Annotated in this window: 19 protein-coding genes; 10 read left to right on the top strand and 9 right to left on the bottom strand. The window is 72.6% G+C overall.

Translation table 11 applies throughout. The annotated features are described in order from the left end of the window. Window positions 1-44: 44 nt before the first annotated feature. The 4 genes from dhaL to JT723_RS12915 all read right to left on the bottom strand — a co-directional run bounded on the left by dhaL (window position 45) and on the right by JT723_RS12915 (window position 3147). Window positions 45-704 (bottom strand): dihydroxyacetone kinase subunit DhaL, encoded by a 660-nt coding sequence (dhaL, locus tag JT723_RS12930; protein WP_205044709.1) that lies wholly within the window; start codon window positions 702-704, stop codon window positions 45-47. Window positions 705-767: 63 nt separating this feature from the next. Continuing rightward, window positions 768-1625 carry an HAD-IA family hydrolase gene (locus JT723_RS12925; protein WP_205044708.1) on the bottom strand — a complete coding sequence of 286 codons (858 nt, stop codon included), beginning with the start codon at window positions 1623-1625 and terminating at the stop codon, window positions 768-770. Between the two features lie 5 nt (window positions 1626-1630). Continuing rightward, window positions 1631-2491 carry a class II fructose-bisphosphate aldolase gene (locus tag JT723_RS12920; protein WP_205044707.1) on the bottom strand — a complete coding sequence of 287 codons (861 nt, stop codon included), beginning with the start codon at window positions 2489-2491 and terminating at the stop codon, window positions 1631-1633. A 104-nt stretch (window positions 2492-2595) separates the two neighbouring features. Further along, entirely contained in the window at window positions 2596-3147 is a 552-nt protein-coding gene (locus JT723_RS12915) for a DUF1697 domain-containing protein (RefSeq protein ID WP_205044706.1), read from the bottom strand. Window positions 3148-3338: 191 nt separating this feature from the next. On the opposite strand from JT723_RS12915, the gene JT723_RS12910 reads away from it, so the two are divergent. The 9 genes from JT723_RS12910 to argF all read left to right on the top strand — a co-directional run bounded on the left by JT723_RS12910 (window position 3339) and on the right by argF (window position 14531). Then, window positions 3339-4682: an AAA family ATPase gene (locus JT723_RS12910; protein ID WP_240165529.1), complete on the top strand. Its 1344-nt coding sequence runs from the start codon at window positions 3339-3341 to the stop codon at window positions 4680-4682. Between the two features lie 114 nt (window positions 4683-4796). After that, entirely contained in the window at window positions 4797-5189 is a 393-nt protein-coding gene (locus JT723_RS12905; protein ID WP_205044705.1) for a nucleotide pyrophosphohydrolase, read from the top strand. Window positions 5190-5334: 145 nt separating this feature from the next. Further along, a complete protein-coding gene (locus JT723_RS12900) occupies window positions 5335-5811 on the top strand; it encodes a DUF6099 family protein (protein ID WP_205044704.1) in 477 nt (158 codons plus the stop codon). Window positions 5812-5844: 33 nt separating this feature from the next. Next, complete coding sequence (locus JT723_RS12895; RefSeq protein WP_205044703.1) at window positions 5845-6765, top strand: LLM class F420-dependent oxidoreductase; 921 nt, start codon at window positions 5845-5847, stop codon at window positions 6763-6765. Window positions 6766-6774: 9 nt separating this feature from the next. Then, entirely contained in the window at window positions 6775-7716 is a 942-nt protein-coding gene (gene mmuM / locus JT723_RS12890; protein ID WP_205044702.1) for a homocysteine S-methyltransferase, read from the top strand. 147 nt (window positions 7717-7863) lie between these two features. Then, entirely contained in the window at window positions 7864-9360 is a 1497-nt protein-coding gene (locus JT723_RS12885; protein WP_205044701.1) for a 3' terminal RNA ribose 2'-O-methyltransferase Hen1, read from the top strand. Further along, entirely contained in the window at window positions 9357-11930 is a 2574-nt protein-coding gene (locus JT723_RS12880) for a polynucleotide kinase-phosphatase (protein ID WP_205044700.1), read from the top strand. The genes JT723_RS12885 and JT723_RS12880 overlap by 4 nt, the downstream gene beginning before the upstream one ends. A gap of 224 nt (window positions 11931-12154) precedes the next feature. After that, entirely contained in the window at window positions 12155-13378 is a 1224-nt protein-coding gene (locus tag JT723_RS12875) for an arginine deiminase (RefSeq protein WP_205044699.1), read from the top strand. A gap of 139 nt (window positions 13379-13517) precedes the next feature. Beyond that, window positions 13518-14531 (top strand): ornithine carbamoyltransferase, encoded by a 1014-nt coding sequence (argF, locus tag JT723_RS12870; protein ID WP_205044698.1) that lies wholly within the window; start codon window positions 13518-13520, stop codon window positions 14529-14531. A 57-nt stretch (window positions 14532-14588) separates the two neighbouring features. Here the strand turns inward: argF and JT723_RS12865 are convergent, their stop codons facing one another. From JT723_RS12865 to JT723_RS12850, 4 genes are all read right to left on the bottom strand, one after another. Next, window positions 14589-15461: a geranyl diphosphate 2-C-methyltransferase gene (locus JT723_RS12865; RefSeq protein WP_205044697.1), complete on the bottom strand. Its 873-nt coding sequence runs from the start codon at window positions 15459-15461 to the stop codon at window positions 14589-14591. Between the two features lie 133 nt (window positions 15462-15594). Further along, complete coding sequence (locus JT723_RS12860; RefSeq protein WP_205044696.1) at window positions 15595-16647, bottom strand: family 2 encapsulin nanocompartment cargo protein terpene cyclase; 1053 nt, start codon at window positions 16645-16647, stop codon at window positions 15595-15597. Between the two features lie 190 nt (window positions 16648-16837). Beyond that, window positions 16838-17662, bottom strand: coding sequence for a DUF1206 domain-containing protein (locus tag JT723_RS12855; protein WP_205044865.1), 825 nt, complete (start codon window positions 17660-17662; stop codon window positions 16838-16840). A gap of 180 nt (window positions 17663-17842) precedes the next feature. Continuing rightward, on the bottom strand, window positions 17843-18211 hold the full coding sequence (locus JT723_RS12850) for a YrdB family protein (protein WP_205044695.1): 369 nt from the start codon (window positions 18209-18211) through the stop codon (window positions 17843-17845). Between the two features lie 427 nt (window positions 18212-18638). Here JT723_RS12850 and JT723_RS12845 point away from each other — a divergent pair, with 427 nt between their 5' ends. Continuing rightward, the gene (locus JT723_RS12845; protein WP_251513550.1) at window positions 18639-20171 is read left to right on the top strand and encodes an SGNH/GDSL hydrolase family protein; all 1533 of its coding nucleotides are present in this window, start codon (window positions 18639-18641) and stop codon (window positions 20169-20171) included. On the opposite strand, the gene JT723_RS12840 is transcribed toward JT723_RS12845, so the two are convergent. Further along, entirely contained in the window at window positions 20105-21634 is a 1530-nt protein-coding gene (locus JT723_RS12840) for a helix-turn-helix domain-containing protein (protein WP_205044693.1), read from the bottom strand. The genes JT723_RS12845 and JT723_RS12840 overlap by 67 nt on opposite strands. Between the last annotated feature and the right edge of the window lie 103 nt (window positions 21635-21737).

The following is a 21737-nucleotide window of genomic DNA, read 5'->3' as shown; positions in this document are numbered from 1 at the left end:
CCTCGTGGTCGTGTCGGTACGGGATGCGGTGCCACGGGCCGCGGTCAGCCGCGTGGGTCCCACTCGGCGGCGACGCGCTCCGCCATGACCGCGACCGCCACCGCGCCCGGGTCGGGCGAGCCGATGCTGCGCTCGCCGGTGTAGCTCTGCCGGCCGCGCCGGGCCTGCATGGGCGTCGTCCCGTCCGCGGCCTTGCGGGCCGTGGCGGCAGCAAGGGCCGCCAGCTCCGACCCGCCGGCCGCCGGCCCGTCGCCCGCGGAGACACACGCCTCCAGGGCGTCCGTCATCGGGATCAGCGCGTCCAGCAGGGTCTTGTCGCCGAGGTCGGACTTGCCGCGCGCCTTGATCCCCTCGGCGGCGGCCCGCAGCATCGCCACCGCGTCGGCGGCGCCCACCTCCTGCCGGTCCCTGACGGCCCCGGAGGCGCGCAGGAAGGCGGTGCCCCACAGCGGCCCTGACGTGCCGCCGACCCGCTTGGAGATCACCAGGGCGACCTGCCGGAGGAAGTCCGACGGCACGCTCTGGTCGAAGCCGTCCCAGTCGGCGAGCACGATCTCGAAGCCGCGGGCGAGGGAGTAGCCGAAGTCGCCGTCCCCCGCGACGGCGTCGAGGTCTCCGAAGGCGGCCTCGTTGTCGACCGCGGTCTGCGCGATGGTGCGGACGACGAAGGCGAGGTCGGCGGCGGATGCCGAGGTGGTGGGCATGGCACTCCTCACGGGCGCGGCGTCATGGGCGTAGGGACGTCAGGGGCTGATGGCTTCATGGCCTCAGGGGCCGCCGGAAGCGGGCGGTCGGGCGCCGGCGTCGTCTGCGGCCTCTGCGGTTCTGACCGCCTCGGCGGTCCGGGCCGCCTTGGCGAGCAGCGCGGACAGGTCGGCGAAGTCCACCTGCGGCCCCGGCCGCACCCCGAAGGGGTCGCTCAGCACCTCGGTCCGCGTCGCGTCGGGCGGCGGGTCGCCGAGCGAGCTGACCACCAGGGCGGCCCCGGTGAAGTCCTCCTCTGCGGTGTAGGCGCTGACCGTCACCGCGCAGGTCAGGCCGGCCGCGAGGGCGGCGAGCATCCCGTTGCGGCTGTCCTCGATCGCAAGGGCGTCCGCCGGGACGACGCCGAGCGCGTCCACGGTGTGCGTGTAGATGTCAGGGGCCGGCTTTTTCCGCGGGACCACGTCCCCGGCGAAGACCGCGAAGCGCGGCGCCAGTTCCGCGCCCATGGCGAGGTCCAGCACGCTGCGCACCGACGCCTCCGCCGAGGTGGAGGCGACCGCCAGCGTCCAGCCGGCCTCGTGCGCCGCCTCGGCGACCCGGCGCACGCCCGGCCGAGGCGGGATCGCCCCGCTGCGGATGATCCCCGTGTAGACCTCGGTCTTGCGCCGGTGCCAGGCCGCGACCTGCTCCGCCAGCGCGGTTTCCGCCGAGGGCAGCCCGGCCGCGGCGACGAATTCCGGCGTCAGCATCGCCTTCATCCGCTCCTTGCCGCCGCCGACCTTCACCTTCTGCGCGTATTCGGCGTCGCTCCACTGCACGGGGAGGCCGAACTCCTCGAAGGTCTTGTTGAAGGCGGGCAGGTGCCCGTAGCGCTCGGTGTCGGCGAGGACGCCGTCGCAGTCGAAGACCAGTGCGGGCATCGGCCTCAGCCCGCCCGGCCGGCGCTGCCGAACAGCTTCATCAGCGCACCGGTCATGTCGAGGACGTCCTGGCGGACGGACCTGAAGAGCGAGGGCGGGTCCCACTTCCCCCGCTCCTCGGCCGTGCGCAGGAAGGCCAGGTTCGACTTCATGAACGTCTCCTTGAGCGCGGTCGAGATGTTGACCTTCGCGCACCCGCGGGAGATCAGGTCGCGGAACTGCTCGTCGGACAGCCCGCTGCCGCCGTGCAGGGCGATGGGCAGCGGATGGGCCGCCACGATGTCGGAGACCCGCTGGGCGTCGAGCACCGGTGCCTTCTTGTACGACCCGTGGGCGTTCCCGATCGCCGGCGCGAAGACGTCCACCCCGGTCGTGCGCAGGAACTCCAGGGCGACGTCGAGGCTCTGCTGCTGGGCGGCGGTGTCGCTGCCGACGTCGTCCTCGACCCCGGTGATCGACTCGATCTCGCCCTCGACCGCGGCCCCGTACTTCCTGGCCTCGGCGACGACCTCGACGGTCTGCCGCATGTTGTCCTCGACCGGCATCGTGGAGGCGTCGAAGAGCACGGAGTTCCAGCCCTGCCGCAGGCACTCGGTGATGACCGAGCGGTCGGGGCAGTGGTCCAGGTGCAGGGTGACCGGCACCTCGATGCCGGCGGTCATCGCCGTCCACATCGCGTACAGCACGTCGCTGCCGATGGACCTGACCGTCTTCACCGAGGTCTGCACGATCAGCGGCGAGCGGTTCTCCACGGCTGCCGCAAGCACCGCTTCCAGGGTGAGGTCGTTGAAGACGTTGATCGCGGGTACGGCGTAGCGCTCCTCGAACGGATCGGCCAGGATCTCGGTCAGCGGTGCAACAGCCACGGCGCCTCCACAGGTCCGCCCCCGCCTTTCCATTGCACGCCCGGGGGCGGTGCGGCGCCACTCGTGGCCGTGACCTGCGGGGCGGCGGCGCGGGGCGCGGGAGGTCAGGCGTCGGCCAGCTCCAGGAGCTTGGTGACCGTGTTCCAGTTGCGGCTGGTGGCGGGGGTGCCCAGGCCGCGGTCGGTGAGGCGGGCGGCGAGTTTGGAGTTGCGGATGCTGTCGGGGAAGTGCGCGTAGATCTCCCGCTCGCCCGCCCGCAGCTCGTCGGGTGTGTGGTCGGCCTGCTCGATCGCGGCGAGGCGGCCGGCGGGGACGGGGGCGGTGAGGAAGACCACCAGGAAGCGGGAGCCGTCGACCCCGGTCATGTCGAAGGGGTTGGCGGCCACGACCCGCCGCAGGTCCTCCGCGGTGCGCACCATGCAGGTGATGTCCAGGCCCAGCTCGTCGGCGAGCGCCTGGTGCAGCTCCTCCGCCAGCCGGGCCGGGTCGGTGTCCTCGTGGGTGAAGAGGGCGTTGCCGCTCTGCAGGTGGGTGCGGACGCCGGTGCCGCCGATCGCGGCCAGCAGCTCGCGCAGGGTCTGCATCGGCACCTTGGCCTTGCCTCCGACGTTGATCCCGCGCAGCAGTGCGACGTAGGTGGTGCTGGTCGTGGTCACGCCTGCCACCGTAACCGGCGGCACCGACAGCCGCCGTTGCCGACGGGCGGCACCTGCGGAGAGAAGGCGCGGCGGCGGGCGGTGCGGGCGATTTCCGGATTTCCGCGGATCATGCGCGATGTCCCTCGTTCGGATTACCCCGGGGCCGCCGGAACGGTTCGGCACCGCGCCCGCTGGCTACCTTCGCGGCCATGAGCACCTGTGCGCCCAAAGACGCCGGTCACGACCGCCCCGTCGTCACCGAACTGCGGCTGTCCGCCTTCAAGTCACACCGCGGCGCGACCTTCGCGCTCGGCCCGCTCACCCTGCTCACCGGCGGCAGCGGCACCGGCAAGTCCAGCGTGCTCGAAGGGCTCTCCGCACTCGGCCGGCTGGCCTGCGGCGCCGAACTCGCCGAGGTCTTCGGCTCGGGGGTGCGCGGCGGTGCGGCGGCCTGCGTGCCGCAGGGCGCACAGGCCGACGCGCAGGGGCGCCGCGGCTTCCGCATCGGCTGCACGGTGACAGGGCCGGTGGGACCCGTGCGCCTCGACGTGGCGGTGCAGGCCGAGCCGACGCTGCGGATCGTCGGCGAGCGGCTGACCGGCGCGGGCGAGACGCTGCTGACCACGGCGCTGCGTGACCCGGCCCGGCGTACCGTGCAGGCCGCCTGGCACACAGCGGGCGAGGTCTCGGTCACCCGGGCACCGCTGCCCGACAACGTCCTGGCCAGCGCGCTGCTGCCGCTGCGGGTCTCCGGGCGCACCGACGGGCAGCGGCTGGTGCTCGCCGCCGCCGAGCAGCTGGTGGTGGCGCTGCGCGGGATCTTCCCCGTGGCGCCGAGACCCGAGGTGATGCGTGCTCCCGTACCGCACGGCGACGGGCGGTTGCGGACCTCCTGCGACAACCTGTCGGCGGTGCTCGCCAGGACCGAGGGCGAGTGCGCCACCCGGCACGCGGCGCTGGTCAACGCGGTGCGTGCGGTGTGCAGTCCGCCGGTCGAGGGCCTGACGGTGCTGCCCGCCGTCCTGCCGCCGCCGGGCGACGGGCGGATGCCGCTGGACGCGGTGATCGCCGCGGTGGACCGCGGCCCGCTGGGCGTGGTGCCGGTCGACCGGCTCGGCGACGGCGAACTGCGCTTCCTGGCACTGGCGTTGGTGCTGCTCACCGGTCCCGGCGTGCTGGACGTGGACACCAGTACGGAGCTGCTGCCGGCCGGCCAGGTGCTCACCGTGCTCGGCGACGGGCTCGATCTCGGCCTGGACCGCAGGCAGTTGCGGGAACTGCTGCGGCTCGCCGGGACGGCCGCCGCCCGCGGTCACATCCGGCTGCTGGGCACGGTCCAGGACCCGCAGTCCGCGGAGGGCCTGGGCGGTGTGACGGTCGCCCGGCTCGGCGAGGGGCGGCGGGTGCCGGCGCAGGACACGGGCGAGGAGGAGCGCGGCAGGGCGGCGGCCGGCGCCGCGGGAGCGGCCCCCGCCGAGGAGAACCGTGCGGCCGGCGCGGGGCGGGAAGAGGAGCGCGGTGCGGCCGGGGCGGGACGGGCGGAGGAGGGCTGACGCCCGGGCTTCCGCAGTGGCCGGCTGAGGGACGAGGCCGTCCGCGAAGGAAGGGAGCAGGAAGACCGACACACCAGCAAGAGCGGGCTGCGGGGATGCGCTAGACCAGTCAGGGTGACCGGACAACCACAGGACCTGGCCGCGCTCCAGCGCCGCCTGGTCGAATTCGCCGCCGCCCGTGACTGGCAGCCCTTCCACACCCCCAAGAACCTGGCCTCCGCCCTGAGCGTGGAGGCCGCGGAACTGCTGGAGATCTTCCAGTGGCTCACCCCCGAGCAGGCGTCCGCGGTGATGGCGGACCCGGAGTCCGCCCACCGGGTGCGCGACGAGGTCGCCGACGTGCTGGCGTATCTGCTGCAGTTCTGCGCGGTGCTGGAGGTCGACGTGCTGGCAGCGCTCGCGGCGAAGATCGACAGGAACGAGGAGCGCTTCCCGCGCCCCGGAGGCCGCCCGGCGGGTCCAGCGGGTCCGGGGGGCGGCTCCGCGGGCAGCTCCGCGGCGGAGTGATGGATTCGCCGCGGTTTTCCACAGGTGCGAAGTTATCCACAGATGTCGAGATCGATCTCTTTCTGCGTGCTGAAGATGTGTCACTCTGAGTGATGTCGGCAGGTGGTGAAGGGGTCACCACCGCCGGGGTCGAGGGGGTGCGCAGATGGACGCGGCACGGCTGGTGGCGGAGTCGGAGCGGGTGATGCGGGGGTCGCCGCAGCCCGAGGACGTCATTGAGGAGGCGTGGCAGGCGGGCGAGTTGGTCGAGGCGGTGGACCGGCTGCTGGCGGCGGAGGCACCGCCGCAGGACGCGGGGGCCGGCCGCTGGGGCTGGGCCGCGGGCACGGGGGGCCGGGCGGGGCCGGTGCTCGCGGCGGCGGGAGCGGGGCCGCCGCGGGCGGCCCGGCTGACCGCGGTCCGCGACCCCGCGGGGACGCTGCGCGCGCTGCGGGTGCTGCTCGGCGAGATCACCCACGCGCTGGTGGGGCTGGTCTGCGCGGTGCAGGACGAGGGGGCGTACTGGAGCTGCATCGAGGCGCTGGACGCGGTGGACGAGGCCAGGGACCGGGTGCGGGCGCTGGCCCGTGGCGAACGGATGGCGGGGGAGCGGCAAGCGGGAGGACTGCCATGTGGCGATTGACGGGCCGGAGCGTGATCGGTGCAGGATGGGGGCATGGAACTGCGCATCTTCACCGAGCCCCAGCAGGGGGCCGACTACGACACGCTGCTCGCGGTCGCCAAGGCGACAGAAGACCTCGGATTCGACGCCTTCTTCCGCTCGGACCACTATCTGACGATGGGCGGCGACGGGCTGCCGGGACCCACGGACGCGTGGGTCACGCTGGCCGGTCTCGCGCGGGAGACCAGCAGGATCAAGCTCGGCACCCTGATGTCGGCGGGCACCTTCCGGCTGCCGGGCGTGCTGGCGATCCAGGTGGCCCAGGTCGACGCCATGTCGGGTGGGCGGGTCGAGTTCGGGCTCGGTGCCGGCTGGTTCGAGGCCGAGCACACCGCCTACGGCATCCCCTTCCCGAAGGAGAAGATCGCCAGGCTCGCCGAGCAGTTGGCGGTCATCACCGGGCTGTGGGAGACCCCGGTCGGCAAGACCTTCGACTTCGACGGGGAGTTCTACCAGCTCAAGGACTCGCCCGCGCTGCCCAAGCCGGCGCAGGCGAAGGTCCCGGTGCTGATCGGCGGCATGGGCGCCAAGCGCACCCCGGAACTGGCAGCGCGCTACGCCGACGAGTTCAACGTGCCCTTCGCCTCGATCGAGGACTCCGGCGCGCAGATCGGGCGGGTCCGCGAGGCGGTGCGGGCGGCGGGCCGGGCGTCCGACAGCATGGTCTACTCGAACGCGCTGGTGGTCTGTGTCGGCAAGGACGACGCCGAAGTGGCCCGGCGGGCGGCGGCGATCGGCCGCGAGGCCGCGGAGCTGAAGGAGAACGGGCTGGCCGGATCGCCGGCGGAGGTCGTGGAGAAGATCGGGCGCTATGCCGAGCAGGGCGCGACCCGCTTCTACCTGCAGACCCTCGACCTGGGCGACCTGGACCACCTGGAGCTGATCGCCGCCCAGGTCGCACCGCAGCTGGGCTGAGGGCGCCCGATGCCTTCGACGTCCGCCGTCCCGTTCCCGCCCGCGGGGGAGTTGGCGGCGCTGGTGGCGGCGGGCGGCACCCTGGTGCTGGACGGCGGGCTGTCCAACCAGCTCGCCGACCAGGGCTGCGACCTGCGCGACCCGCTGTGGACGGCCCGGCTGCTCGCCGACGAGCCCGGGCAGATCGAGGCCGCCCACCGGGCCTATGTGCGGGCGGGTGCGGATGTGCTGATCACCTCGGCCTACCAGGCCAGTTACGAGGGCTTCGCCCGCCGCGGCATCGGGCGGGCCGAGGCGGCCGGGCTGCTGCGGCGCAGCGTGGACCTGGCCCGCCGGGCGGCGGCGGAGCGGCCGGGGGTGCGGGTGGCGGCGTCGGTGGGGCCGTACGGTGCGGTGCTGGCCGACGGCAGCGAATACCGCGGGCGGTACGGCCTGACGGTGCGGGAGCTGGAGCGCTTCCACCGGCCGCGGATCGACGCGGTGGCTGCCGCCTCGCCCGACGTCCTGGCCCTGGAGACGGTGCCGGACGTCGACGAGGCCGAGGCGATGCTGCGGGCGGCGGCGCCCACGGGGCTGCCGGTGTGGCTGTCCTACACCGTCGACGGCGAGCGCACCCGGGCCGGGCAGCCGCTGGCCGAGGCCTTCGCACTGGCCGCGGGCCGCGACGAGGTGGTGGCGGTGGGCGTCAACTGCTGTGCGCCGCAGGACGTCCAGGCGGCGGTCGAGCTGGCGGTGGCGGTCTGCGGCAAGCCGGCGGTGGCCTACCCGAACAGCGGTGAGCGCTGGAATGCCGCGGCACACCGGTGGGAGGGCGGCGGCGTCCGTTCCCCGTCCCTGGCGTCGCTCGCGACCGCCTGGCACGCGTCCGGCGCCCGCCTGATCGGCGGCTGCTGCCGCGTCGGCCCGCCCACGGTCACGGCGATCCGCGCCGCGCTGCCGGGGGTGCGGTGATCTGCCGTCCGGCGGGGTGCGTCGCGCTGCCCGGCATGTGCTGACCCGGCGGCCGGTGGCGGTGACCGGCCGGTGGGCGTGCGGGCCGGGGCGGTGGGCGGGGAAAAGGCGTGGGCCGGGGGCGGGGCGGCGGGGATACTCGTACGGGTGTTCCTGACGATCTCCACCACAGGCAGCGCCGCGGGTCCGGCAACCGACCTCGGGTATCTGCTGCACAAGCACCCGGACAGGGTCCAGGTGTTCGCCACCTCCTACGGTGACGCGCACGTCTTCTATCCCCAGGCGGACGCGGAGCACTGCACGGCGGCGCTGCTGCTCGACGTCGATCCGCCCGCGCTCGTGCGGCGCGGGCGCGGCAAGGGCAGGGGCGGGGCGCCCGACGCGGCGCTGGCGCAGTACGTGAACGACCGGCCGTATGCCGCGTCGTCGCTGCTGGCGGTGGCGTTGCGGACGGTGTTCTCCAGCGCGATGCGCGGTGACTGCCGCGAGCTGCCCGAGCGGGCCGCGGCGCCGCTGCCGCTGCGGATCGAGGTTCCGGCGCTGCCCGCACGCGGCGGGCCGGCGCTGGTGGCCCGGCTGTTCGAGCCGCTCGGCTGGCAGGTGACGGCGGAGCAGGTGCCGCTGGACGGGTACTTCCCCGAGTGGGGACCGTCGCGGTACGTGCGGCTGGTGCTGGAGGGCGAGCTGCGGCTGTCCGACGCGCTGCGGCACCTGTACGTGCTGCTGCCCGTGCTGGACGACGCCAAGCACTACTGGGTGTCGCCCGACGAGGTGGACAAGCTGCTGCGGTTCGGTGACGGCTGGCTCGCCGGGCACCCCGAGCAGCAGCTGATCACCCGGCGCTATCTGGCCCGTCGCTGGTCGCTCACCCGGGAGGCGAACGAGCGGCTGGAGCTGGTGCGGCTGGCGGCGGCGGACGACGTGGAGGTCGAGGAGTTCGACAACGCAGTCGAGGCCGAGCAGCCGGAGGGGGAGCAGGAGCGTCCGACGCCGCTCGCGGTGCAGCGCCGGGAGGCGATCCTGGCCGGGCTGCGCGCGGCAGGCGCCGCGCGGGTGCTCGACCTGGGGTGCGGGCAGGGCCAGTTGGTGGCCGCGCTGCTCAAGGAGCCGCGCTTCACCGAGGTCGTCGGCGTCGACGTCTCGGTGCGCGCCTTGGAGATCGCGGCCCGCCGGCTGCACCTGGACCGGATGGGCGAGCGGCAGTCCGCCCGCCTGACCCTGCTCCAGGGTTCGCTCGCCTACACCGACAAGCGGCTCAAGGGCTATGACGCGGCGGTGCTCAGCGAGGTCGTCGAGCACCTTGACCCGCCGCGGCTGCCCGCGCTCGAACACGCCGTCTTCGGCGCCGCCCGCCCCCGGACGGTGATCGTGACGACGCCGAACGTCGAGTTCAACGTGCGCTGGGAGACGCTGCCGGCCGGCCACCGCCGGCACGCCGACCACCGGTTCGAGTGGACCAGGGCGGAGTTCCGCGAGTGGGCGCAAGCGGTCGCGGGCCGCTACGGCTACACCGTGGACTTCCGGCCGGTCGGCCCGGACGACCCGGAGGTCGGCCCGCCGACCCAGCTCGCGCACTTCACCGCCGGCACCGGGTCCGACGGCCAACCATCCGACACCACCACCACGAAGGAGGACGCGGCATGACCGACGACGACCGTGACGGCAGCACCGCTGCGCCCCGCCGACTCGCCGTCACCGACCTGTCCCTCGTGGTGCTGATCGGCGCCACCGGCTCGGGCAAGTCCACCTTCGCCGCCCGGCACTTCGCACCCACCGAGGTGATCTCCTCCGACTTCTGCCGCGGCCTGGTCAGCGACGACGAGAACGACCAGAGCGCGACCGGCGACGCCTTCGACGTGCTGCACTACATCGCGGGCAAGCGGCTCGCGGCCGGCCGGCGCACCGTCGTGGACGCCACCAGCGTGCAGCAGGAGAGCCGCAGGCAGCTGGTGAACCTGGCCAGGGAGCACGACGTGCTGCCGATCGCCATCGTGCTGGACGTGCCCGAGCAGGTGTGCGCCGAGCGCAATGCGGCACGCCCCGACCGGGCGGCGCTGCCCCGGCACGTGATCCAGCGGCACCAGCGCGAGCTGCGCCGCTCGCTGCGCGGTCTGGAGCGCGAGGGCTTCCGCAAAGTGCACATCCTGCGCGGCACCCGGGAGATCGAGGCCGCCGAGATCGTCACCGAGCGCCGCTACAACGACCTGCGGCACCTGACCGGGCCGTTCGACATCGTCGGCGACGTGCACGGCTGCAGCTCCGAGCTGGAGGCGCTGCTGTCCGAGCTGGGCTACGTCGACGGCCGGCACCCGGCCGGGCGTACCGCGGTCTTCGTCGGCGACCTGGTCGACCGCGGCCCCGACAGCCCAGGCGTGCTGCGCCGCGTCATGGGCATGGTCGAGGCGGGCACCGCCCTGTGCGTGTCGGGCAACCACGAGAACAAGCTCAGCCGGCACCTCAGGGGCCGCCGCGTCCAGCTCACCCACGGGCTGGCCGAGACCGTCGAGCAGTTCGCCCGCGAGGAGGAGCGCGACCCCGAGTTCCGCGGCCGGGCCGCCGCCTTCATTGGCGACCTGGTCAGCTACTACGTCCTGGACGGCGGACGGCTGGTGGTCTGCCACGCGGGCCTGCCCGAGAAGTACCACGGCCGCACCTCGGGCCGGGTCCGCTCGCACGCGCTCTACGGCGACACCACCGGCGAGACCGACGAGTTCGGCCTGCCGGTGCGCTACCCGTGGGCCGAGGACTACCGCGGCAGCGCCGCCGTGGTCTACGGCCACACCCCCGTTCCCGCCACCTCCTGGATCAACAACACCCTGTGCCTGGACACCGGTGCCGTCTTCGGCGGCCGGCTGACCGCCCTGCGCTGGCCGGAGCGCGAGATCGTGGACGTGCCGGCCGAGAAGGTCTGGTACGAGCCGGTCCGTCCGCTGGTGTCGGCGGCACCCGGTGGACGCGAGGGCCGACCGCTGGACCTGGAGGACGTCGCCGGGCGCAGGATCGTCGAGACGTCCCTGATGGGACGGCTCGCGGTGCGCGAGCAGAACGCGGCGGCGGCGCTCGAGGTGATGAGCCGCTTCGCCGTCGACCCGCAGCTGCTGGGCTATCTGCCGCCGACCATGTCGCCCTGCGCCACCTCCGCCGAGGACGGCTACCTCGAACACCCGGCGGAGGCGTTCGCCTCCTACCGCGCCGACGGGGTGCGGCAGGTGGTGTGCGAGGAGAAGCACATGGGCTCCAGGGCGGTCGCCCTGGTGTGCCGCGACGAGGCGGCCGCCGCCGAGCGGTTCGGCGCGGGCTCCGGGGTGACCGGGACGCTGCACACCCGCACCGGGCGCCCCTTCTTCGACGACGGCGCGGTGACCGAGGAGGTGCTCGGCCGGGTGCGTGCCGCGGTGACCGCCGCGGGTCTGTGGGAGGAGCTGGACACCGACTGGCTGCTGCTCGACGCGGAGCTGCTGCCGTGGTCGCTCAAGGCGTCCGGGCTGCTGCGCAAGCAGTACGCGGCGGTCGGCGCCGCCGCGGGTGCCGCCTTCCCGCCGGCTCTGGCCGCGCTGGAAGCGGCGGCAGGCCGCGGCGCGGACGTCGGGCCGCTGCTGGCCAGGCAGCGGGAGCGGGCCGCGGACGCGCAGGCCTTCACCGAGGCCTACCGGCGCTACTGCTGGACCACCGACGGCCTCGACGGCGTCCGCCTCGCGCCCTTCCAGCTGCTCGCCGTCCGCGGCCGCAACCTCGCCGGCGAGCTGCCGCAGGACCGGCAGCTCGCACTCGTCGACCGGCTGGTCGAGGCCGACGGCTCCGGGCTGCTGCGCACCACCCGCCGGCTGGTCGTCGACACCGCGGACGAGGCGTCGGTCGCGGCCGGCACGGACTGGTGGCTCGACCTGACCGCGGCCGGCGGCGAGGGCATGGTCGTCAAGCCGCTCACGGCACTGGCCCGCGACGCCAAGGGCGGCCTCGTCCAGCCCGGCGTCAAGTGCCGGGGCCGGGAGTACCTGCGCATCATCTACGGCGCCGAGTACACCCGCCCCGAGCACCTGGCCCGGCTGCGGCAGCGCGCACTGGGCCACAAGCGGTCGCTGGCCCTGCGCGAATACGCCCTCGGCCTCGAAGCGCTGGACCGCCTCGCCGCGGGGGAGCCGCTGTGGCGGGTCCACGAAGCCGTCTTCGCGGTCCTGGCCCTGGAGTCGGAACCGGTCGACCCCCGCCTGTAGCCTCCGGCCCTGCCACCCGGACCTGTCCCGGGACCTTCCCCCGGTGGGTGGCTCGTCGCGCAGTTCCCCGCGCCCCTGATGGCTTGCCCTCTGCCCAGAGGGTGACCGTTTCTGAAGGGAAGCGGGGAACTGCGCGCCCGGCCCGAGGAGCGGGAGGAAGGCAACCACGGCAAGTGGCAATCACCTCAGGGGGTGTGGGGGTCGCAGACGCAATACTGGCGGGTATGGGATTTCACGTGGACTCCGAGACGGGGCGGCTGCGCCGCGTCATACTGCACCGGCCCGACCTGGAGCTGAAACGGCTCACCCCCACGAACAAGGACGCCCTGCTCTTCGACGACGTCCTGTGGGTGCGCAGGGCGCGCGCGGAGCACGACGGGTTCGCCGACGTGCTCCGCGACCGCGGGGTCGAGGTGCACCTGTTCGGCGACCTGCTCACCGAGTCGCTGGAGTCGCCCGCCGCGAAGGCACTGGTCCTGGACCGGGTCTTCGACGAGAAGGAGTACGGCCCGCTGGCCACCGGGCCGCTGCGCGAGGCCTTCGACCGCCTCCCCGCGGCGGAGCTGACCGAGGCACTGGTCGGCGGGATGACCAAGCGGGAGTTCCTCGACCGCTTCGCCGAGCCGGTCTCGGTCCGCTTCCACGCCATGGACCTGGACGACTTCCTGCTGGCACCGCTGCCGAACCACATCTTCACACGGGACACCTCCGCGTGGGTCTACGACGGGGTCAGCATCAACGCGATGCGCTGGCCTGCCCGGCAGCGCGAGACCGTGCACTTCGAGGCGATCTACCGGCACCACCCGCTGTTCGCGGACGGCGGCTTCCACATCTGGTCGGAGGGCCAGAGCGCCTACCCCTCCACGATCGAGGGCGGCGACGTGCTGGTGATCGGCGCGGGCGCGGTGCTGATCGGGATGAGCGAGCGGACCACACCGCAGGCGGTGGAGATGCTGGCCCGCGGGATGTTCGCGGCGGGCTCCGCGCGGACCATCGTGGCGCTGGACATGCCCAAGCGCCGGGCCTTCATGCACCTGGACACGGTGATGACAATGGTGGACGGCGACACCTTCACGCAGTACGCGGGCCTGGGCATGCTGCCGTCGTACACGATCGAGCCGGGCGCCGAGGACGGCGAGCTGAAGGTCACCGACCACGCGCCCGAGCACATGCACCGGGCCATCGCGGCGGCGCTGGGCCTGGACTCGGTGAAGGTGCTGACCGCGACGCAGGACGTGCACGCGGCCGAGCGGGAGCAGTGGGACGACGGCTGCAACGTGCTGGCGGTGGAGCCCGGTGTGGTCGTGGCCTACGAGCGGAACGCGACGACCAACACCTTCCTGCGCAAGCGCGGTATCGAGGTGATCGAGATCCCGGGCAGCGAGCTGGGCCGGGGGCGCGGCGGCCCGCGCTGCATGAGCTGCCCGATCGTGCGGGACGCGGTGTGAGCTGCACCGGTGCCGGGAATCCCGAAGGGAGGGGGAGCTGCGGCGGCGCAGCGGGAGCACAAGAAGGGGCTGTATAAGAATGCCTATCTTCGTATAGACTTCCACGGTGCCGATGAACCACCGACCGAGGAGTCCCCGCATGGCCGTCGATCTCAAGGGCCGCCACTTCGTCAAGGAGCTGGACTTCACGCCCGAGGAGTTCCTCGGCCTGGTGGAGCTGGCCGCCGACCTCAAGGCCGCCAAGCGGGCCGGCACCGAGGAACCGCGGCTGCGCGGCCGCAACATCGCCCTGATCTTCGAGAAGACCTCCACCAGGACCCGCTGCTCCTTCGAGGTCGCGGCGGCCGACCAGGGCGCCGCGACCACGTATCTGGACCCGGCGGGCTCGCAGATCGGGCACAAGGAGTCGGTCAAGGACACCGCCCGGGTGCTGGGCCGGATGTTCGACGCCATCGAATACCGCGGCGCCAGCCAGACCGCGGTGGAGGACCTGGCCCTGCACGCCGGTGTGCCGGTCTACAACGGGCTCACCGACGACTGGCACCCGACCCAGATGCTCGCCGACGTGCTCACGATGGTCGAGCACAGCGGCGGCGGCGTCGCGGACCTGGCGCCCGGCGGTGTGGTCTTCGCCTACCTCGGCGACGCCCGGTTCAACATGGGCAACTCCTACCTGATCACCGGCGCGCTGCTGGGCCTCGACGTGCGGATCGTCGCACCGCGCGCGTACTGGCCCAGCGACGACGTCGTCGCCCGCGCCAGGAAGCTCGCCGAGGTCACCTGCGCCACGATCCTGCTCACCGAGGACATCGCGGAAGGCGTCCTGGACTGCGACTTCGTCGTGACCGACGTGTGGGTCTCGATGGGCGAGCCCAAGGAGGTGTGGGCCGAGCGGATCGCAGCGCTCGCGCCGTACGCGGTCACGATGGACGTGCTGCGGGCCACCGGCAAGCCGGACGTGAAGTTCCTGCACTGCCTGCCCGCCTACCACGACCTGGGCACGGAGGTCGGCCGGCTGATCCACGAGCAGTACGGGCTGACCGAACTGGAGGTCACCGACGAGGTCTTCGAGTCGGAGCACTCGGTGGTCTTCGACCAGGCGGAGAACCGTATGCACACCATCAAGGCCGTGCTGGTCGCCACTCTGGCATGACGCGCGGGTGCGGTACCGGGCCGGCCGCCCGGTACCGCACCCGTGCTCAGAACCGGGTCAGACCCGGTCGGCCACGATCATCAGGTACTGGAAACTGCCGTTCTTGTATGCGGTCAGGAAGGTGTCCTCGATCCCCGTGACCAGGTGCTCCGCGGTCTTGCGCAGCTCCCAGTACGGGATGGTCGCCTGCGTGAGGTCCTCCACGTGGACCGGGACGAGGCGGTGGCGTGCCATGGCGCGGAAGTACGCCGACCGCGGGTGGATGTCGCAGATGTAGTGGGCGTTGATGAGCGACACCTCCCGGGAGGCCTGCCCGTAGGTGTCGTTGTAGCAGCCGGTGATCGTCACATAGCGGCCGCCGCGGCGCAGCAGCCGGGAGTGCTCGGCGAAGAGCAGGTCGAGCTCGACGTACATGGTCGACTCGTTGTTCCAGGAAGCCGCGTACGAGCCGGTGCTGAAGCCGGTGTCCAGCATGTTGCGGTGGTGGTAGCGGACCTTGCCGTCGATACCGCGCGCGCGGGCCTGGCCGTTGGCGAAGTCGGCCTGTGTGGTGGACAGCGTCACACCGTCGGCGTGGCATCCGTAGCGCTGGTGCGCCACCACGCTGCCGCCGCCGCGGCCGCACCCGGCGTCGAAGACCCGGTCCGCCGGGGTGAGCGGTCCGAGGTGCGAGGCCAGCAGTTCGGCCTGGGCCTGCTCCAGCCGGTGCAGTTCCGCGGTGACCCGTTCTGCCCGCCGTGCGGGATCGGCCTCGTCGAGTACGGACCACTTGACGTCCCCGACGCCGTAGTGGTGGTGGTAGAGGTCGTCGATCCCGCCGAGTTCGAGGTTGACCGGGTTCTTCTCGGCGTTCCAGTAGTCCGCGACGCGGGACTGGTACGTGGACTGGGCGGGCAGCGATGCAGTGGCGCCGGACTGGGGGATGGCCAACGGTGGCTCCTCATGGTGCTGGTGCGTGTGCTGGTGCTGTGGTGCTGTGGTGCTGCGAGTTGTGCCGGGTGGAGCTGTGCCGTGCAGAGACGTGCTGCGCAGAGCTGTGCTTCAGCGCGCTGCGGCGGGTGGCTCACCAGTAGTCGGGCAGGTGGTAACGGTGGCTGTTGGTGGCGTGCCACTCGTGGTTGCCGGCCAGCCAGTCGGACAGCCCGAGGGCGTAGCGCTCGACGACGAGCGAGGTCGCCGACAGCGCCGCGGCCTCCTCCTCGAAGGCCGCCATGACCTCGTTGTGGATGTCGACGCTCCTGAGGTAGGCGGCCTTGAGGCCCTCTCCCTCGTTGGCGGCCACCACCTGCGGCAGGTTGAGGTGGTCGGGGTCGCTCGCCATCTCCTTGGCGAACGAGTAGAGGTCGTTGACGATGGTGGTCGCGTTGCAGGCCAGCGCCGTGATCCGCTGGATCTCGGGGCGGGCGTAGACGAACTCGGGCAGCTCGTAGCCGTCGACCGCGTCCACGATCGACAGGCACGGGCGGAAGTTGTTGAACTGCCGCATGACCAGGTACTCCCACACCCTGGGCACATGGCGGGTCTCGGCCCAGGCAGCCTCGGCGAGGTAGCCCAGGTGGAGGCGGGCGATGTCGTGGACGAAGCGGTCGCACTGGCTGGGGGTGGCGAAGGTCGTGTAGTCCTTCATGGCCCAGTGGTAGGAGCGCAGCGGCCCGTCGGCCTGCACGCCCCGCTGCCACTCGGCTTCCAGCTCCGGTGTGCTGTGGAAGGGGTCGATCGCGGACTGGGAGATGATCAGCGGGCCGCCGAGCCCGCGGTGCGAGCCGCCCCTGCCCTCGTCCTCCTCGCAGTAGCAGCTGTCGACCAGGTTCTCGGCGAGCAGCAGCTCCCCGGCCAGGGTGAGGCGGTCCAGGTCGACGGCCCGCGGGTGCTGCAGCACCACGGCCCGGCCGAACTGGAAGCCGGCGAAGTCCCCCTTCCACGCGGGCGGGAAGAGGTCCAGCTCGCGCGCCCAGGCCTCCAGCCTGCGGTCGACCTCCTGGACCTTGGCGGGGTCCGCGGGGACGGCGGGCCGGTATCTCAGCCCGGGGATCGCCCCGCCGCGCCGCGGGCGGGTGAGGGTCGGCGGCCCGGGCAGCCGGCGCGCTGGGCCGGTGGTGGCCTCCGGTGGTGACACGTTGCCTCCCGGCGGATGGACACAGGTGCGCGGCCCGGTCGCCGTGGAGAGGCGGCCCGGCCGCACAACCAGCCAACCAGCGGGCGTTGCGTCCCGGTATGGCGCGCAGGGGGGCGCTTCGCGCGCGGACCGCCGCAAACCTCCGCATGAGGCACGCACCCGGCGTGAAATCCCCCGCGCGCCCCCCGCGTCACAGCCGCCGCCAGCGCGCCGAGGCGAACGAGAACAGCCCGAAGAGGATCAGCCCGGCCGCCGTCGCCACCAGCAGCCAGGGGCCGGCCGGGGTGTGCGCGAAGGACCGCAGGGTGTCGTCCACGCCCTTGGAGCTGCGCGGGTCGAACCGGACCGCCGCGGTGATCACGAAGACGCCCGCGCCCGCGTAGACGACACCGCGGGCCGCCCCGCCGCCTGCGCCCGCGCCGGTCACCGCCGTCCTCGTCCGGCGGCTCATCCGGGCGGTCTCCAGCTTCTCCAGGAACCTGCGCCGCAGCGCACGGAACGCGATCACCGCGCCCGCGGCGCACAGGGCCGCACCCGCGGCTCCGGCGATCCACCGACCGCCCGGCTGCCTGAGCACCGTGGCCGTCACGTCCCTGGACTTCTGGTCGCTGCCGCCCTGACCGCCCGACCCGGCCGCGAACGCGGCGGTACCCCAGCACAGCACGAGGTAGAAGACCGCACGGGCACTCGCCGCCAGACGCCTGCCCGCACCGTCCTCGCCCTGGCCGAGCAGACCTTGGGCGCCGCGCCACAGGGCCATGCCGGCCAGTCCCGCGGCGAGCAGCCACAACAGTGCGGTGCCGAAAGGCTGCCGGCCTATCTGCCGCAGGGCTCCCTGGCGGTCCGCCTGGTCGCCGCCGTCCCCGAAGGCGATGCGCAGGGCGAGGTAGCCGACCAGCAGGTAGATCACACCACGGGAGGTGAAACCTGCCCGGCCCGCGGGCCGCAGGACGTCCCGTACCTGAGTCCGTGCCATCCGGGACCTGGGCCGTCTCCAATTCGTCCGTACCGACATCGCCGCCTCGCTGACCGTGCCGTGGGTGTGGGTGGGAGCGCTGGCCGCCCCCACAGGTGGTGGACCGCTGTCAGGCGTTCCGGACCGAAAGGCAGCCTTCCCCCGCCGCGCGATCGCACGCACATGCGGCTGCCGGGCGCGGGGAGATCCGGTGCAGGAACCGGCCGTCGGGTGGATCGGTCAGGCTGCCTGCCGCATCGAAGCGCGCCGGTCCAGGGTCGCAAGGACAGTATTGGCCGCGACCACGACGGCGAAGACGGTCGCCCATCCGTGCCGGTCCATGGCGTAAAGGGCAGCTGCTGCGGCACCGAAGACCAGCACCTTCACGGTCAGGACGCCCGCCAAGTGCACCGGTATCCGGGCTTTCGGGGCGGCGAACAAGCCCCACAGGACGGCCGCCACCGTGGGAGCGGCAACAGCAAGGAGGAGGCGCACAGCGGTGGTCTCCACGGTCTGCCACCCCCACCAGGCGAGGACGGCGAGGGCCGCCACTTCCAGGAGGAACGCCAGCCCCTCGTTGATCACATGCAGGGGGGTAGGGAGCGTCATCGGATGTCGTCCTTGGTCACGAGCGCGGGGCCGTCATGGGAAGAGCGCTGCCCCGTCGACCGGGGGGGCCTTGTGCAGTTCAGTGCGAGAGGACAGTCATGCGGTGGGGTGGTGGCTGAGGCGGGTGACGGTGGTCGCGGTCGGGCAGAAGGCCGCTGGAGACGGACCTTGGGCAGGGCACTGTAGCGGGCCCGGCGGATGCCGGCGACATCCAGGGCCTGGCTGCGTCCGGCCGCAGGCGTACGGGTGGGGGCCGCACATGCCGCACAGGAGCACAAATGGTCGGCTACGAGGCGGCAGCATGGGTAGGAGCGCGGCGTCAGTCGAGGTCACCGGTGGAGGTGGCGACCATGGAGGTGCCCGGAACGTGCTGGACAGAGAGCAGGTCGACAGGCGGCTGCGTCGAGCGGGGAAGGCTCTGGGGAGCGTGGCAGTCCTGGTCGTGGTCAGCGCCGCGTCGATCTGGCTGGCGGTTCAGCTGACCCCGATGCAGTCGGTGTCGGCCGCGGGCCAGACCGTCCAGGTGGGCGCGGCCCAGCCGGGCACGAGTCTGTCGGGGCCGGGCGAGCTGGACCTGTTCGGTGAGGCCATCGCCACCCGGCCACACTTCAACGGGCCGATCCGTCCCCGCTTGAAGCTCTCCCACATCGATCTCGGCTCCCAGGCCGATGACTCCGCTCGTGAGCGTGGACAGCTGGTGCCCGTCCTGAGCCGGCACCTGGCATCGGGGTGGCTGCGGTACTGCCTGTGGGAATCACTGATCGCGGCCGGGTGGGCCGCGGCCATCGCGGTGGCCGTCGCCGGCATCCGCCGCGCTCCGCGCCGGACCACGGTATCCATGACAGCCGCCGCGGTGGCGTCGGTGTGCGCGGTCAACGCCGTGGGCATCTATCTGCTGGCCTCCGGCACGCCCCGGGTGCTCCGGCAGGTCACCACCTTGGACGACCTCGTGGGACGCACCCCCGCCCAACCCGTGCCGGCAGCCAAAGGCCCGGCCCTGACCGGTGTTCAGCTCGTCGTGCTGGGCGACTCCACCGCCGCGGGCATCGGCAACCCCCTGGTGAACCACCCGACTCCCGCGGACAGGACATGCGGTCGCAGCGCGGACTCGTACGCCGCCGACCTCGCAGCCGTCAACGACTGGAACGTGCTGAACCTGGCCTGCCAGGGAGCCACGGTCACCGACGGCATCCTCGGCGTCCAGACCCGCGGCGACGACGTGCTCCCGCCGCAGCTCGCCGTCGCCCAGCGGGCCACCGGCGCGTCCGCCGTCATCGTCAGCATCGGCGCCAACGACCTGAACTGGGCCGTACTGACCGGACTGTGCGCCAAGGCACCCGTCTGCGACGACAAGGCGTCCACCGCGTACTTCACCGAGCAGCTCGCCTCCTTCACCCAGAACTACCTCGACATGCTCCAGCAGCTGTCCGCCCTGCCCCACCACCCCGACGTCCTCGTCAACGACTACTACGAACCCTTCGGCCCCGACACCACGTGCCTGGCCAAGGACGGCATCACCCCAGCCAAGGCCGAGGTACTGCGCTCCCGGCTCGCCGAACTCAACACCGTCCTGGAGAACGGGACCGACGCCTTCCACTTCACCAGCGTCCACCCCCGCTTCGACGGTCACCGCCTGTGCAGCAAGGAGCCCTTCGTGCAGAACTCCGCCGACAAGGCTCCGCTTCACCCGACGGCCGCCGGCGAACTCGCCATCGCCCTGGCCGACCAGCAGGCACTGACCCGACTCCGACAACCCGGCTCCACCCAACCCCCCACCCCGCAGCTCTCCGCAGGGCCAGGGTCCCGGAGAAGTCCCGGAGATGCCGCCGCACTCTGTCCTGGCCCGCTGAGGCAGGCGGGGTCGGGCGGAGTGCGGCCGCGCGTGAGGCGGGTTCAGATGTCGCGGAAGATCTCGATCTGCGCGCCGATCGTGTTCAGCCGCTCCGCCAGGTCCTCGTAGCCGCGGTTGATGACGTAGACGTTGCGCAGCACCGAGGTGCCCTCGGCGGCCATCATGGCCAGCAGGACGACGACCGCGGGGCGCAGCGCGGGCGGGCACATCATCTCCGAGGCGCGCCAGCGGGTCGGGCCCTCGACCATGATGCGGTGCGGGTCGAGGAGTTTGACGGCCGCGCCGAGCCGGGTCAGCTCGGTGAGGTAGATCGCCCGGTTGTCGTAGACCCAGTCGTGGATGAGCGTCGAGCCCTGTGCGGTGGCGGCGATGGCCGCGAAGAAGGGCACGTTGTCGATGTTGAGGCCCGGGAAGGGCATCGGGTGGATCTTGTCGATCGGCGAGCGCAGCTTGGAGGGCCGGACGGTGAGGTCGACCAGGCGGGTCCTGCCGTTGTCGGCGCGGTACTCCGGGGTCACCTCGAAGTCCAGGCCCATCTCCTCCAGCACCGCGAGCTCGATCTCCAGGAACTCCACCGGCGCCCGGCGGATGGTCAGCTCGGACTCGGTGACCACGGCCGCGGCCAGCAGGCTCATCGCCTCGACCGGGTCCTCGGAGGGCGCGTAGTCGACGTCCTTGTCGATGTGCGCGACACCGTGCACGGTCAGCGTGGTGGTGCCGATGCCCTCGACCCTGACGCCCAGCTCTTCCAGGAAGAAGCACAGGTCCTGGACCATGTAGTTGGAGCTGGCGTTGCGGATGACGGTGACGCCCTCGTAGCGGGCGGCGGCCAGCAGGGCGTTCTCGGTCACCGTGTCGCCGCGCTCGGTCAGCACGATGGGGCGGTTCGGGGCGATACCGCCGGTCACCTCGGCGTGGTAGGAGCCGTCGGTGGCGGTGACGTCGAGGCCGAAGTGCCGCAGCGCGTTCATGTGCGGCTGGACCGTACGGGTGCCGAGGTCGCAGCCGCCGGCGTAGGGGATCCTGAAGCGGTCGGTGCGGTGCAGCAGCGGGCCGAGGAACATGATCACGCTGCGGGTGCGGCGGGCGGCCTCGGTGTCCATCGCGGCCAGGTCCAGCTCGGCGGGCGGCACGATCTCCAGGTCGTTGCCGTCGTTGATCCACCGGGTGCGCACCCCGATGCTGCCGAGCACTTCGAGGATGCGGTAGACCTCCTCGATCCTGGCGACCCGGCGCAGGGTGGTGCGGCCGGCGTTCAGCAGGGTCGCGCACAGCAGGGCCACGCATGCGTTCTTGCTGGTCTTGACGTCTATGGCGCCGGACAGCCGGCGCCCGCCGACCACCCGCAGATGCATCGGGCCTGCATAGCCCAGCGAGACGATCTCGCTGTCCAGCGCCTCGCCGATTCTGGCGATCATCTCAAGGCTGATGTTCTGGTTGCCCCGCTCGATCCGGTTCACCGCGCTCTGGCTGGTGCCGAGTGCGTCCGCGAGATGTGTCTGTGTCCAGCCTCGATGCTGCCTGGCGTCTCGGATGAGCCTGCCGATACGTACGAGGTAGTCGTCGGTCATGATGTTGACCCTATCTCATATATGAGATGGAGCAACGCGGGTACCGCCATCCGTGGCGTGTTCCGCCGTGACCCGGATGGCCCCAGCGCCGGGCCGTGCCGCC

This window comes from Actinacidiphila bryophytorum, from assembly GCF_016916835.1.
GTDB lineage: Bacteria > Actinomycetota > Actinomycetes > Streptomycetales > Streptomycetaceae > Actinacidiphila > Actinacidiphila bryophytorum.
The sequence above is the reverse complement of the archived record's forward strand: the minus strand, read 5'-3'. Positions and strand labels throughout refer to the sequence as shown.

Excerpts from the sequence above, each read along its gene's own strand:
- dhaL (WP_205044709.1), bottom strand. The coding sequence starts at position 704 with ATGCCCACCACCTCGGCATCCGCCGCCGACCTCGCCTTCGTCGTCCGC.
- JT723_RS12925 (WP_205044708.1), bottom strand. The coding sequence starts at position 1,625 with ATGCCCGCACTGGTCTTCGACTGCGACGGCGTCCTCGCCGACACCGAG.
- JT723_RS12910 (WP_240165529.1), top strand. The coding sequence starts at position 3,339 with ATGAGCACCTGTGCGCCCAAAGACGCCGGTCACGACCGCCCCGTCGTC.
- JT723_RS12900 (WP_205044704.1), top strand. The coding sequence starts at position 5,335 with ATGGACGCGGCACGGCTGGTGGCGGAGTCGGAGCGGGTGATGCGGGGG.
- JT723_RS12895 (WP_205044703.1), top strand. The coding sequence starts at position 5,845 with ATGGAACTGCGCATCTTCACCGAGCCCCAGCAGGGGGCCGACTACGAC.
- mmuM (WP_205044702.1), top strand. The coding sequence starts at position 6,775 with ATGCCTTCGACGTCCGCCGTCCCGTTCCCGCCCGCGGGGGAGTTGGCG.
- JT723_RS12880 (WP_205044700.1), top strand. The coding sequence starts at position 9,357 with ATGACCGACGACGACCGTGACGGCAGCACCGCTGCGCCCCGCCGACTC.
- JT723_RS12875 (WP_205044699.1), top strand. The coding sequence starts at position 12,155 with ATGGGATTTCACGTGGACTCCGAGACGGGGCGGCTGCGCCGCGTCATA.
- argF (WP_205044698.1), top strand. The coding sequence starts at position 13,518 with ATGGCCGTCGATCTCAAGGGCCGCCACTTCGTCAAGGAGCTGGACTTC.
- JT723_RS12855 (WP_205044865.1), bottom strand. The coding sequence starts at position 17,662 with ATGTCGGTACGGACGAATTGGAGACGGCCCAGGTCCCGGATGGCACGG.
- JT723_RS12850 (WP_205044695.1), bottom strand. The coding sequence starts at position 18,211 with ATGACGCTCCCTACCCCCCTGCATGTGATCAACGAGGGGCTGGCGTTC.
- JT723_RS12840 (WP_205044693.1), bottom strand. The coding sequence starts at position 21,634 with ATGACCGACGACTACCTCGTACGTATCGGCAGGCTCATCCGAGACGCC.